This is a genomic window from Mycobacterium tuberculosis H37Rv, from assembly GCF_000195955.2.
GTDB classification, from domain to species: Bacteria; Actinomycetota; Actinomycetes; order Mycobacteriales; family Mycobacteriaceae; genus Mycobacterium; species Mycobacterium tuberculosis.
The window spans coordinates 854,173-867,437 of the sequence record NC_000962.3; the positions used below are offsets into that span (position 1 = coordinate 854,173).

The following is a 13,265-nucleotide window of genomic DNA, read 5'->3' on the forward strand; positions in this document are numbered from 1 at the left end:
GTAGACGAAACGGCCGGGCAGTTCACGGTTGATGATCTTGGTGAAGATCGACACCCGTTGAGCATATGACGTCGCAACGGCCCCCCCCCAGGTTTCATTCCTGGTTACCGAAGGTCATCATGTCGAGGTTCCAGTACCCACGCATGTTGGTGATCAAACCGGCCTTATTCACCCGGTAGGTGAACACGCCGCGGACCTCACTGGTAAAGCCGCCGTCAAACTCGCTGTGCAACACCAGAATGTGGGCGATCTCGTCCGGTGAGCTGGACGGGAACGTCTCCTCGCAGGTGACCGTCAACCGATTGGCCGCAATGTGTGTGTCGAAGAAGGCGCCGACGGCCTCCTTACCTTTGATGCCGCTGCCATCGGGATTGGTGACGGACTTGCCGATCGGATCCTCGATGACGACGTCGTCGGCCATCAGCGCCAGCCAGCCCTCCCGGTCGTGGGCTTGGACGCACCGCCACGACGACTGCGACGCGATCAGGGCCGGGGATTGGGTCGTTTGGGTCATGGCTATCTCCGGCTAGCGGTCGTCGTCCGTGTACCGGATCACGCCGCGAATGTTCTTGCCGTTCAGCATGTCCTGGTATCCGTCGTTGATCTGCTCCAGCTTGTACGCAGTGGTCACCATGTCGTCGAGGTTGAGTTTGCCGGCCTTATACATCGACAACAGCTTCGGAATGTCGTAGTGCGGGTTGCCGCCGCCGAAGATGGTGCCCTGGATGTTCTTTTGCAGCAGGGTCAACATCGCGAGGTTCAGCGTCACCTGGGTGTCGACCAGGCTGCCGATGGCCGTCAGCACGCAGGTGCCGCCCTTGGCCGTGATGGTCAGATAGCTGTCGACGTCGGCGCCATCGAGCTTGCCGACGGTGATGATCACCTTCTGCGCCATCAGGCCGTAGGTGACCTCGGCAATGCCCATCAGCGCGGCGTTGATGTCCGGGTAGACGTGGGTGGCACCGAATTTCAGAGCCTGATCACGTTTCCATTCCACCGGCTCCACCGCGAAGACGTAGCGGGCGCCCGCGCTGACCGCGCCCTGCAACGCCGCCATGCCGACCCCACCCAAGCCGACGATGGCCACGTCGTCGCCCGGCCGGACGTCGGCCGTGCGGACCGCCGAACCATAGCCGGTGGTGACGCCGCAACCAACCAGGCAGGCGACTTCGAAGGGCACCGACGGGTCGATCTTCACCACCGAGCTGCGGTGCACCACCATGTACGGTGAAAACGTTCCGAGCAGGGTCATCGGGTAGACGTTCTGGCCGCGAGCCTGAATCCGGAAGGAGCCGTCCGTCACAGATTCCCCGGCGAGCAGCCCCGCCCCCAGGTCGCACAGATTCCGCATTCCAGCCTGGCAGGACGGACACTTGCCGCAGGACGGGATGAATGCCAACACCACGTGATCGCCCGGGGCGAAGTCGTCGACTCCCGGGCCGACCTCGGTGACGATGCCCGCGCCCTCGTGTCCGCCCAGAACGGGAAAGCCCGCCATCGGGATGTCGCCCGTCACCAGGTGATGGTCGGAGCGGCACATCCCAGCCGCTTCCATCTGGATCTTGACTTCGTCCTTGCGCGGGTCGCCGATTTCGATCTCTTCGACGGACCATGGCTGGTTGAACTCCCAGATCAGTGCGCCCTTGGTCTTCACCGCAAACCTGCTTTCATCGTTGAACTTCGGCTACGAGTGGTCCCTAGCCTCGGCCGGAACGCCGACTGGCTGAGTGTAGGTCAACGGCGCTAGGGCGTTTACCACAGTGGCACCGGCGTCTTGCCGAGCGGGTAATAGCCCGGCACTTTGTTGCCCGACACGGCGCGTTCGATGCGCTTCTGCATGCCTGGCGATAGCTTGCCGGCCTTGATCAATTCCAGGTAGAGCGCGGAAACATGACCGAAGTCGAAGAAATCGCGTTGCCAGTTCCATTTCCCGCCGCCGGCATACCGGAACCAGCTGCCGCCAATGCCGTACACCTCCTGCTCGGCGCCATTGGCGTCGGTGGCAACCTGTTTCCAGAACCCAACCACCTCGCCCTGTTTCTCGTCGATGACGACCCGTTGATAGGGGTAGCGCCAGCCCTGCAGGCCGTCCATTTCCTGGCCCAGCGCAATGTCGCGGATCTCGTCGATGCCGACGCACATCACGTCCTCGTTGGGACCGACGTTCCAGCCGTAGGTGGCGTCGTCGGTGTAGAAGTCGGCCAGCAACGTCCAGTCGCCGCGCCGCTCCGCCGTACGGTTGGCCTGTAACCAGCGGTGAACCACATCTTCGAGTTCGTCGCGAGGATAGCCGGCCACGGTTACTCTCCCGTTTCTCGGATGGACAGTGCCTGGGTGGGACAGGCCCACACGGCATGCTTGATCACGCCGCGGGCTTCCTCGGGCGGCTCGGGGTCGAGGATTTCGACCTGGCCGCGCTTGGGCACCCGGAAATACTCGGGTGCCTCCAGCTCGCACATCGCGTGTCCTTGGCACAGATCCCGGTCGGCTTCGACTCGATAGCCCATCGTTAAACTCCCGTTCGCCGGCGGTAGCGCACGCAAGCGGGCTGGGCCAACTGCACCACCATCTTCGAATGGTCGTTACGATAGCTTTCTGGCGGTTGCGCCATCTCAAACTCATACTCGCGCAACAACACCGAGAAGATCGCTTTGATCTGCATGATGGCGAACGCCGCCCCCACGCAACGATGCCGGCCGGCGCCGAACGGAATCCACGTCCAGCGGTTGAGCAGATCTTCCTGGCGCGGCTGCTCGTATCGTGCTGGCACGAAGTCGTGGGGATCGGGGAAGTCTTCGGGGATCCGGTTGGAGATCGCCGGGGAGGCCGCCACCAGATCGCCCTCATGAATCCGGTGGCCTTGCACCTCGAACTCGCCCTTGGCCACTCGCATGAGGATGATCAGCGGAGGGTGCAGGCGCAGCGTCTCTTTCAGCACGTTTTCCAGCTGCGGAATCTGGCGCAGCGCATGGAAACTCACCGATCGGCCGTCGCCGTACAGCTCGTCGAGTTCGTCGATCACGGCCGCGTAGGCGTCGCGATGGCGCATCAACTCGATCAGCGTCCACGAAGCCGTACCCGAGCTGGTGTGATGGCCGGCGAACATCATCGAGATGAACATGCCGGTGATCTCGTCGGCCGAGAACCGGGGAGTGCCGGTCTCAGCCTTGACGGCGATGAGCACGTCGAGCATGTCACGGTCGCTCTTGTCGGTGGGTGGGTTGGCGATCCGGCCGTTCATGATGTCCGCAACCAGTGCCACCAGACCATTGCGGGCTTCGTCGCGGCGACGGAAGCTCTCGATCGGCAGATACGGGTCGACGTAGGCTAGTGGGTCGGTGCCGCGCTCCAACTCGTGATAGAGCTTGGCGAATCGCCCGTCGAGCTGGTCGCGGAACTTCTTGCCGATCAGGCAGGCCGAGGAGGTGTAGATGGTCAGCTCGGCGAAGAAGTCCAGCAGATCGATCTCGCCGGCCTCACCCCAGTCGGCGATCATCCGTCGGACTTGATCTTCGATGGTGGCAGCGTGGCCCTTCATCTGCTCGCCGCGTAGCGCGGCATTGTGCAGCATCTCTTTACGCCGTTCCGGGCTGGCGTCGAACACCACGCCCTCGCCGAAGATCGGCGTCATGAACGGGTATGCCTTGGCCTGGTCCAGGTCGTCGTCGCCCGCCCGGAAGAAGAATTCGTTGGCGTGCGAGCCGGACAGCAGCACGACCTGCTTCCCGGCCAGCTGGAAGGTACCGACGTCTCCGCATTCGTCGCGGACCCGTTGCATCAGCCCGATCGGATCGGTGCGGAACTCCTCGAGGTGGCCGTGTTCGTCGTGGCCACCCGAAACCCGGGGTAGTGCAACAGCGCTCATTAGCCCGGCATCCCCTCTTCGCCCAGTACTAGCTTCTGACGGTGCGCGGGCGCATCCCTCAGCGGGGCCTCCGGTTGAATCTCCATGTTCACCACGACACACCCGCGCGGCGTTTCTGCGACGAACGCGATAGCGCGTGCCAGGTCGCTGGGTCGCAAGAAGTAGTTGTGCCGGGCCTGCCCCCACTTTGCCCAGTCCGCCAGCATTGGGCCGACTTGTTCGGCCGACAGCTGCCAGCCCATACCGGTCAGCGTGGGTCCCGGATGCACGATCGATGCGCGAACACCGGTGCCTTCCAACTCCATCTGCAGGTTGGTGACCATAGCGGCCAGACCGGCCTTGGCGGCGCCGTAGGCACCCATATGCGGGCGTTGGCGCAGGCCCACATCGGATCCGACGAAGATGAGGTCACCTCGCCGGCGTGCCACCATGGCCGGTAGCACGGCCGTGGCCAGCCGGTTGGCACCGACCAGGTGTATCTGAACCTGCTCTGCAAAGGCCTCGGTGCTGACCTCGTGCAGCTGTCCCGGGAGCATGTCGCCTGCACTGGACACCAGCAGTTCGACCTCGCCGAGTGCCTCGACCGTTTGCGCCACAAACGATTTCACCGACTCGGGATCGGTCACGTCGAGGGGGAAGGCTACCGCCTCGCCACCGTCGGCGCGGATTTTGTCGACCAGCTCGGCCAACTTGTCCATGCGGCGGGCCCCCAAGGCGACCGGAAACCCGCGGCCGGCGAGTTCGGTTGCGGTGGCCGCGCCGATGCCCGACGATGCGCCGGCGACGACGGTGGTCCGCCGGGCGGGGTGAGGTTCGAAGCGTGGCATTACCTGGCCTGCACGCTGATCGGCAGATGGGCAAATCCGCGCACGTTGCTGGAATGGACGCGCACGACGTTGTCGTCGTCGACTTCGTAGTTGCGGATCCGACGCAGCAGCGCGCCCAGGGCCACCCGGGCTTCCATCCGGGCCAGGTGAGCCCCCAGACAGAAGTGGGCACCGCTGCCGAAACTGACTAGTTTGCAGCCGATTTCGCGGCCGATGCGATAGTCGTCCGGGTCGTCGAACACCCGGTCGTCACGGTTGGCCGATCCCGGTAGCAGCAGCAACACCTCACCCTCGGGGATCGTGGTGTCGTACAACGTGAGATCGTGCGCGACGGTGCGGGCCAGAATCTGGCTGGACGTGTCGTAGCGCAGGGTTTCCTCCACCCACATCGGAATCCGGGAGTGGTCGGCGAATACGCGGGCCAGCTGGCCAGGGTGGTGGGCGGCCCAGTAGACGGCATTGGCCAGTAGCTTGGTGGTGGTCTCGTTGCCGGCGATCACCATGAGAAACAGGAACGCCATGATTTCCTGGTCGGAAAGCCGGTCGCCGTCGAGCTCGGCTGCCAGCAGTGCCGACGTCAGATTGTTCGCGGGCCGCCGCCGGAATTCCGCGATCAGGTCAGCGTAATATCTCATCAGCTCGATCGACGCCGCCATCGCCGGCGGGGGCACATCGGCCACGCCGTCCTCGCGGTGCAGCACCGCATCGGCCAGCGCGCGGATGCGGGCCCGGTCGGTGTCGGGCACGCCTATCAGCTCTGAAATCACATCCATCGGCAGCTTGCCAGCGAATTCTGCTACGAAATCGAAACTTTCGGTTTGCAGGGCCGAATCCAGGTGAATGCGGGCAAGTTCGAGCACCTGCGGCTCGAGTTCACGGATCCGCCGTGGGGTGAAGCCCTTGGACACCAAGGTACGCATCCGCAGATGTGCGGGGTCGTCCATGGCCAGCATCGACATTACCCGGTACGCCTCAGAAGTGCGTGAGGACGGATCCAGGGATACCCCATAGGCATTCGACAACGCCGTGCTGTCCCGGAAGCCTTGCAGCACGTCGTGGTGCCGCGACACCGCCCAGAAATTGCGTTCCTCGTTACGGTACAGCGGGGCCTCGTCCCGCAGCCGACGATAATACGGGTACGGGTCTTCGTGAAAGTCGTAGTCGTAGGGGTCCAGGACCAGTTCGGGGTCACCGACGCGGACGGTCATTCGCTGCCACCAGTGCTCGGCTCGTTAGCTCCGGCCAAGATCAGGCCCACCACGTACCCGAGTCGATCGGCGATCTCGTGGTAGGTGAAGGTGCCGCTGCCGGCCTGTACGAGCGCTCCGAAGAACGCCATCTCGAGTGCGAACACGGTACCGGGATCGGCGCCAGGTCCGATCGCCGATGTGATGCGGCGGTGGATCTCGGCGCCGATTCGGTCGCGCACCGCACGCACCGCGGGGTCGGCGCCGCCGTCGAGCAGCGCCGCCGTGCACGCCGCGCCGATTTCGGGTTCGTCGGCAACCACCAGCGCCAGGTGTCGCAACGAGCTCGTCACCCGGATAGGCATCGGGACGTTGACGTCGGTGACGCAGGGGACCTGGCGGACCAGGTCGAGGTAGACCTCGGCGATCAGATGGTTCTTCGACGAGAAGTATGTGTAGGCCGTCGCCGGGGCTACCTTGGCGCGGGCCGCCACCAGGCGCACCGTCAGGTCGGCGTATGACTTCTCCCGCAGGGTCGCCATGGCGGCAGCTAGCACCTTGCGGAAGGTTGCCTGCTGGCGGCGGTTGCGTGACACCGCTTCGGCGTGGGGTTCGGTTTGGCGCTGGGCCGGGGTGGTAACCAGTACATCGCTGGACACATGTCCAAGCTATCGGATGGTCGCGGCAGGAGGCAAGCCAGTCTGCTAAACATGCAGCTAACATGGGACTGTCCGCGACGCGACGTGGCCCCTGGTGCATCGGTCAGGACGGTGTAGCGGCCTTGCGGATACGGTCTCGATGAGGCAATATCGGACAAGTGTCCAATCGATGATGAGAGTCGGAGAAGTTGGGAGCGGTAGATGGCCCTGTGGGGCGACGGAATTAGTGCGCTGCTCATCGACGGCAAACTATCGGACGGCCGTGCGGGCACCTTCCCGACGGTCAATCCGGCCACCGAGGAAGTGCTGGGAGTCGCCGCCGACGCCGATGCCGAGGACATGGGCCGCGCCATCGAGGCCGCGCGGCGGGCGTTCGACTCGACCGACTGGTCCCGCAATACCGAACTTCGGGTGCGGTGTGTTCGGCAACTGCGCGACGCAATGCAACAGCACGTCGAAGAACTACGCGAACTGACGATCTCCGAGGTGGGCGCGCCGCGGATGCTCACCGCCAGCGCCCAGCTGGAAGGCCCGGTCGGGGATCTATCGTTTGCGGCGGACACGGCCGAGTCCTACCCGTGGAAGCAGGACCTCGGCGAGGCATCGCCGTTGGGCATCGCCACCCGGCGCACCCTCGCACGGGAGGCCGTCGGTGTCGTCGGCGCCATCACCCCGTGGAACTTCCCGCACCAGATCAATCTCGCCAAGCTAGGTCCGGCGCTAGCCGCGGGTAACACCGTCGTTTTAAAGCCGGCGCCTGACACACCGTGGTGCGCAGCAGCGCTCGGGGAAATCATCGTCGAGCACACCGACTTCCCACCGGGCGTTGTCAACATCGTCACCTCCAGCAGTCACGCTTTGGGGGCGCTGTTGGCCAAAGACCCTCGGGTGGACATGATTTCGTTCACCGGTTCTACTGCGACCGGCCGTGCCGTAATGGCCGATGCCGCGGCCACCATCAAAAAGGTTTTTCTGGAACTGGGTGGCAAGTCGGCGTTCGTCGTGCTCGACGACGCTGACCTAGCCGCTGCCAGCGCGGTATCGGCGTTCTCGGCTTGCATGCACGCCGGGCAGGGGTGCGCAATCACGACCCGGCTGGTGGTGCCACGGGCCCGTTATGAAGAGGCGGTTGCCATCGCGGCAGCCACCATGTCGTCGATCAGGCCCGGCGATCCCAACGACCCCGGAACCGTTTGCGGGCCGTTGATTTCGGCCCGACAACGGGATCGTGTGCAGGGCTACCTCGACCTGGCGGTCGCCGAAGGCGGAAGGTTCGCATGCGGTGGCGCGCGGCCGGCGGATAGAGAGGTCGGTTTCTACATCGAGCCCACGGTCATCGCAGGGTTGACCAATGACGCCAGAGTCGCCCGAGAGGAGATCTTCGGACCGGTGCTCACGGTGATTGCCCACGACGGTGACGATGATGCGGTGCGCATCGCCAACGACTCGCCATACGGCTTGTCGGGCACCGTGTATGGCGCCGACCCGCAGCGCGCCGCGAGGATTGCCTCGCGGCTGCGGGTAGGCACCGTCAACGTCAATGGGGGTGTCTGGTACTGCGCCGACGCGCCGTTCGGCGGCTACAAGCAATCCGGTATCGGACGCGAGATGGGTCTCCTCGGCTTCGAGGAGTACTTAGAAGCCAAACTCATTGCTACCGCTGCAAATTAGCTAGCGGGTTGACAGCGCAGAAAGGAAGCCATGTTCGACAGCAAGGTGGCTATCGTCACCGGGGCTGCCCAGGGTATCGGGCAGGCCTACGCTCAGGCGTTGGCCCGCGAAGGTGCCTCGGTGGTCGTCGCTGACATCAACGCCGACGGTGCCGCGGCGGTAGCCAAGCAGATTGTCGCCGACGGCGGTACTGCGATTCATGTGCCCGTTGACGTGTCCGACGAGGATTCCGCTAAAGCCATGGTCGACCGCGCCGTCGGTGCTTTCGGCGGCATCGACTATCTGGTGAACAATGCGGCGATCTACGGTGGCATGAAGCTCGATCTGTTGTTGACCGTGCCGTTGGACTACTACAAGAAATTCATGAGCGTCAACCACGACGGCGTGCTGGTGTGTACCCGCGCGGTGTACAAGCACATGGCCAAACGGGGCGGCGGCGCGATTGTCAACCAGTCCTCGACCGCGGCCTGGCTGTATTCCAACTTCTACGGCCTGGCCAAGGTCGGTGTCAACGGGCTGACGCAGCAGCTGGCCCGCGAGCTGGGCGGAATGAAGATAAGGATCAATGCGATCGCACCCGGACCGATCGACACCGAAGCTACCCGCACCGTCACCCCCGCAGAGCTGGTCAAGAACATGGTGCAGACCATCCCGCTGTCGCGGATGGGTACACCGGAGGATCTGGTGGGCATGTGCCTGTTCCTGCTGTCGGATTCGGCATCGTGGATCACCGGGCAGATCTTCAATGTCGATGGCGGACAGATCATCCGGTCATGACCGGCGCCGGCGCCGATGCAGAGCGGGGCGATGAGGTGGGGGCACGCCCCCACAAGTGGGAGGTACCCCCATCCGCTGGCGGGGGAGAGCGGCGCTCATGACCGCTCACCCGGAGACACCACGCCTGGGATATATCGGCTTGGGTAATCAAGGCGCGCCGATGGCTAAGCGTCTGCTCGATTGGCCTGGCGGACTGACCGTTTTCGATGTGCGGGTCGAGGCCATGGCACCGTTCGTCGAGGGCGGCGCCACCGCAGCGGCAAGCGTCTCCGACGTCGCCGAAGCCGACATCATCAGCATCACCGTGTTCGACGACGCGCAGGTGAGTTCGGTGATCACCGCCGACAACGGACTGGCGACGCACGCCAAGCCCGGCACTATTGTCGCGATTCACTCCACCATCGCCGACACGACAGCAGTCGATCTGGCCGAAAAGCTCAAGCCGCAGGGGATCCACATCGTGGATGCACCGGTCAGCGGCGGCGCGGCGGCGGCCGCCAAGGGTGAGTTGGCCGTGATGGTCGGCGCTGACGACGAGGCGTTCCAGCGGATTAAAGAGCCATTTTCGAGGTGGGCTTCGCTGTTGATTCATGCCGGGGAACCGGGCGCTGGCACCCGGATGAAACTGGCGCGCAACATGTTGACTTTCGTCTCTTATGCCGCCGCCGCCGAGGCGCAGCGGCTGGCCGAAGCCTGTGGCTTAGACCTCGTGGCGCTCGGGAAGGTGGTGCGGCACAGCGACTCATTCACCGGCGGCGCGGGAGCGATCATGTTCCGCAACACCACTGCGCCGATGGAGCCGGCTGACCCGCTGCGGCCGTTGTTGGAGCACACCCGCGGCCTGGGTGAGAAAGACCTGAGTCTGGCGTTGGCCCTGGGCGAGGTGGTATCGGTCGACCTGCCGCTGGCCCAGCTGGCGCTGCAACGGCTGGCCGCCGGCCTCGGGGTACCGCACCCGGACACCGAGCCAGCAAAGGAGACATGATGGACGAGCTGCGCCGCACCGGCCTGGACAAAATGAACGAGGTTTACGCCTGGGACATGCCCGACATGCCAGGTGAGTTTTTTGCCCTGACCGTCGATCACCTATTCGGCAGGATCTGGACCCGTCCCGGCCTGTCCATGCGGGACCGGCGGATGGCCGTGATCGCGGTGCTGACCGCTCAAGGCCAGTCGGATCTGCTCGAGGTCCAAGTCAACGCCGTCCTGCATAACGACGAACTCACCATAGACGAGCTGCGTGAACTCGCTGTGTTCATTACCCACTATGTCGGCTTCCCGCTGGGCTCGCGGCTGAACAGTGCGATCGAGCGGGTAGCGGCCAAGCGTAAGCAGGCGGCCGAGAACGGCTCGCTGCCCGACACGAAAGCCAACGTCGCCGAAGTTCTTGCTAAGGAATCTGGTAAATCGAGCTAGTCTGACGTGTCGTGCGCGTCCTGGTAATCGGTTCGGGTGCCCGCGAACATGCGCTATTGCTGGCGCTCGGCAAAGACCCGCAGGTTTCGGGGCTAATCGTTGCTCCCGGCAATGCAGGCACCGCTCGGATCGCCGAGCAGCACGACGTCGACATCACCTCCGCCGAGGCGGTGGTCGCCCTGGCTCGCGAAGTCGGCGCTGACATGGTGGTGATTGGCCCCGAGGTACCGTTAGTGCTCGGGGTGGCCGACGCCGTGCGCGCGGCCGGCATCGTGTGTTTCGGGCCCGGTAAGGACGCGGCTCGCATCGAAGGCTCCAAAGCATTCGCCAAGGACGTCATGGCGGCGGCCGGTGTGCGCACCGCGAACAGCGAAATCGTAGACAGCCCAGCGCACTTGGACGCGGCCCTGGACCGGTTCGGGCCGCCTGCCGGTGACCCGGCCTGGGTGGTCAAAGACGACCGGCTAGCCGCCGGCAAGGGTGTGGTGGTGACAGCGGACCGCGATGTCGCGCGCGCACACGGAGCTGCCCTGCTCGAGGCCGGGCACCCGGTGTTGCTGGAGTCCTACCTGGACGGCCCGGAGGTATCGCTGTTCTGTGTCGTCGACCGCACCGTCGTGGTGCCGCTGCTGCCGGCACAGGACTTCAAGCGAGTCGGTGAGGACGACACCGGACTTAACACCGGCGGTATGGGCGCCTACGCGCCGCTGCCGTGGTTGCCCGACAACATCTATCGGGAGGTGGTCAGCCGGATCGTCGAACCCGTTGCGGCCGAACTAGTCCGGCGTGGAAGCTCGTTTTGCGGATTGCTGTATGTTGGTCTCGCGATTACCGCCCGCGGGCCGGCGGTGGTCGAGTTCAACTGCCGATTCGGCGATCCGGAGACCCAAGCCGTGCTGGCCTTGCTGGAGTCTCCGCTCGGCCAACTGCTTCATGCCGCCGCTACCGGGAAGCTGGCCGATTTCGGCGAGTTGCGGTGGCGTGACGGTGTGGCCGTAACAGTGGTACTGGCGGCCGAAAACTATCCCGGGCGCCCCCGGGTCGGCGACGTCGTTGTCGGCTCCGAAGCCGAGGGGGTGCTGCACGCCGGAACCACGCGGCGCGACGATGGCGCGATCGTTTCGTCCGGTGGCCGGGTGCTGTCGGTGGTGGGCACCGGTGCCGACTTGTCCGCAGCACGCGCACACGCGTATGAAATCCTCAGTTCAATTCGGTTGCCAGGAGGTCATTTCCGCAGCGATATCGGTTTACGGGCGGCCGAGGGGAAGATCAGCGTCTAGCAGGCTGCGGCTTGGCCATCACGGCGGGGATCGCTGGCCGCGAGGTACCCATCGTCGAGCCGCCAGATTGCCTGACAACTCCCGAACTGGCTGTAGTCCGCTACTGCGACCAAGTCATGCCCACGCTGCCGCAGTTCATCGAGAGTTGAATCCGGGAAGCCGTTTTCGAAACTGACCCGCATACCGTTCACCCAGCGGAACCGAGGGCCGTCACAGGCCGCCTGGGGGTTCTGGCCGTAGTCGGCGATGCGCACCAGCACCTGCACGTGACCCTGGGGTTGCATCATGCCGCCCATCACCCCGAAGCTCATCACCGGCGCACCGTCGCGGGTCACAAAACCTGGGATGATCGTGTGATAGGGGCGCTTCCGTGGCCCAACCCGGTTCGGATGTCTCGGCACCACAGTGAAATCCGAGCCGCGATTGTGCAGCGAAATGCCGGTGCCGGGCACCACCACACCGGAGCCGAACCCAAGGTAGTTCGACTGAATCATGGACACCATCATTCCCGCAGCATCGGCGGCGGCCAGATAGACGGTGCCGCCTCGCGGGATGCCGGTGGCCGCCGGCATTGCCCTCTTTGGATCGATCAGCGTGGCGCGCTGCCGCAGATACTCCTTGTCGAGCAGGCGCTTCGGGTGCACCGGCATGTAGTCGATGTCGGCGACACACGCTTGCGCGTCGGCGAAGGCAAGCTTCAGTGCTTCGATCTGCACGTGCACACTTTCAGCGGAATCCACTGACCACGATGACATATCGAAATGCTCGAGGATTCCGAGGGCGATCAAGGCCACGATGCCCTGGCCGTTGGGCGGTATCTGGTGGATGGTGTACCCGCGGTAGGTTCCCGTGATCGTGTCGACCCAGTCCACGCGATGGGCGGCGAGGTCGTCGGCACGCATCACCCCGCCGTTTGCCGCCGAGTGCGCCTCGAGTTTGGCGGCCAGCTCTCCCCGGTAGAACTCCTCACCGTTGGTCGCCGCGATCTTCTCTAGCGTCGCCGCGTGGTCAGGAAAGGTAAACAGCTCACCGGGTTTCGGCGCTCGTCCGCCGGGCATGAACGCATCGGCGAATCCGGGCTGGGATGCGAACAACGGCACCTGTGCCGCCCATTGTGCCGCGACGGTCGGTGAGACCAGAAAGCCGTTGCGGCCGTACGAGATGGCGGGCTCGAAGAGTGTTTCGAATGGTAGCCTGCCGAACCTGGCGTGCAGTTCCACCCAGGCCGACACCGCACCGGGCACCGTCACGGAGTTCCAGCCGAGCACGGGAACGGCGTTGCCGCCGAAGTACTCTGGCGTCCACGCCGAGGGTGAGCGGCCGGACGCGTTCAGGCCGTGCAGTTTTTGCCCGTCCCAGACGATGCTGAAGGCGTCCGAGCCGATGCCATTGGACACCGGTTCCACCACGGTGAGGGTGATGGCTGTGGCGACGGCGGCGTCGACCGCGTTGCCGCCGTCGGCCAGCATCCGAAGACCCGCTTGCGCGGCCAGCGGTTGTGACGTGCACACGACGTTTGTCGCCAGGATGGGCATGCGCGGCCAAGCGTAGGGGAAGGTCCAACCAAACGGCGTGCTCACGCC

Annotated in this window: 14 protein-coding genes and 1 other annotated feature; of the genes, 5 read left to right on the top strand and 9 right to left on the bottom strand. The window is 64.6% G+C overall.

Features of this window, described 5'->3' with window-relative positions:
- Window positions 1-94 precede the first annotated feature (94 nt).
- The 8 genes from Rv0760c to Rv0767c all read right to left on the bottom strand — a co-directional run bounded on the left by Rv0760c (window position 95) and on the right by Rv0767c (window position 6,538).
- Entirely contained in the window at window positions 95-514 is a 420-nt protein-coding gene (locus tag Rv0760c) for a hypothetical protein (protein ID NP_215274.1), read from the bottom strand.
- Between the two features lie 12 nt (window positions 515-526).
- Window positions 527-1,654 carry an alcohol dehydrogenase B gene (adhB, locus tag Rv0761c; protein YP_177754.1) on the bottom strand — a complete coding sequence of 376 codons (1,128 nt, stop codon included), beginning with the start codon at window positions 1,652-1,654 and terminating at the stop codon, window positions 527-529.
- 98 nt (window positions 1,655-1,752) lie between these two features.
- Entirely contained in the window at window positions 1,753-2,298 is a 546-nt protein-coding gene (locus Rv0762c) for a hypothetical protein (protein ID NP_215276.1), read from the bottom strand.
- Between the two features lie 2 nt (window positions 2,299-2,300).
- Window positions 2,301-2,507, bottom strand: coding sequence for a ferredoxin (locus tag Rv0763c; protein ID NP_215277.1), 207 nt, complete (start codon window positions 2,505-2,507; stop codon window positions 2,301-2,303).
- Between the two features lie 2 nt (window positions 2,508-2,509).
- Window positions 2,510-3,865 (bottom strand): lanosterol 14-alpha demethylase, encoded by a 1,356-nt coding sequence (gene cyp51 / locus Rv0764c; RefSeq protein NP_215278.1) that lies wholly within the window; start codon window positions 3,863-3,865, stop codon window positions 2,510-2,512.
- On the bottom strand, window positions 3,865-4,692 hold the full coding sequence (locus Rv0765c) for an oxidoreductase (protein NP_215279.1): 828 nt from the start codon (window positions 4,690-4,692) through the stop codon (window positions 3,865-3,867). Before Rv0765c ends, cyp51 begins: the two co-directional genes overlap by 1 nt.
- Window positions 4,692-5,900, bottom strand: coding sequence for a cytochrome P450 Cyp123 (cyp123, locus tag Rv0766c; RefSeq protein NP_215280.1), 1,209 nt, complete (start codon window positions 5,898-5,900; stop codon window positions 4,692-4,694). The genes Rv0765c and cyp123 overlap by 1 nt, the downstream gene beginning before the upstream one ends.
- Window positions 5,897-6,538 (bottom strand): HTH-type transcriptional regulator, encoded by a 642-nt coding sequence (locus Rv0767c; protein ID NP_215281.1) that lies wholly within the window; start codon window positions 6,536-6,538, stop codon window positions 5,897-5,899. Before Rv0767c ends, cyp123 begins: the two co-directional genes overlap by 4 nt.
- 201 nt (window positions 6,539-6,739) lie before the next feature.
- Here Rv0767c and aldA point away from each other — a divergent pair, with 201 nt between their 5' ends.
- The 5 genes from aldA to purD all read left to right on the top strand — a co-directional run bounded on the left by aldA (window position 6,740) and on the right by purD (window position 11,682).
- Window positions 6,740-8,209: an aldehyde dehydrogenase AldA gene (gene aldA, locus Rv0768; protein NP_215282.1), complete on the top strand. Its 1,470-nt coding sequence runs from the start codon at window positions 6,740-6,742 to the stop codon at window positions 8,207-8,209.
- Window positions 8,210-8,239: 30 nt separating this feature from the next.
- On the top strand, window positions 8,240-8,986 hold the full coding sequence (locus tag Rv0769; RefSeq protein NP_215283.1) for an oxidoreductase: 747 nt from the start codon (window positions 8,240-8,242) through the stop codon (window positions 8,984-8,986).
- Window positions 8,983-9,083 (top strand) — a repeat region (101 bp Mycobacterial Interspersed Repetitive Unit,Class I). Its footprint overlaps the gene before it by 4 nt.
- Window positions 9,084-9,971, top strand: coding sequence for an oxidoreductase (locus tag Rv0770; RefSeq protein ID NP_215284.1), 888 nt, complete (start codon window positions 9,084-9,086; stop codon window positions 9,969-9,971).
- Window positions 9,968-10,402: a 4-carboxymuconolactone decarboxylase gene (locus Rv0771; RefSeq protein NP_215285.1), complete on the top strand. Its 435-nt coding sequence runs from the start codon at window positions 9,968-9,970 to the stop codon at window positions 10,400-10,402. The genes Rv0770 and Rv0771 overlap by 4 nt, the downstream gene beginning before the upstream one ends.
- An 11-nt stretch (window positions 10,403-10,413) precedes the next feature.
- The gene (purD, locus tag Rv0772) at window positions 10,414-11,682 is read left to right on the top strand and encodes a phosphoribosylamine--glycine ligase (protein NP_215286.1); all 1,269 of its coding nucleotides are present in this window, start codon (window positions 10,414-10,416) and stop codon (window positions 11,680-11,682) included.
- Here purD and ggtA read toward each other — a convergent pair.
- Entirely contained in the window at window positions 11,679-13,217 is a 1,539-nt protein-coding gene (gene ggtA, locus Rv0773c; protein NP_215287.1) for a bifunctional cephalosporin acylase/gamma-glutamyltranspeptidase, read from the bottom strand. The genes purD and ggtA overlap by 4 nt on opposite strands.
- Window positions 13,218-13,265: the final 48 nt, after the last annotated feature.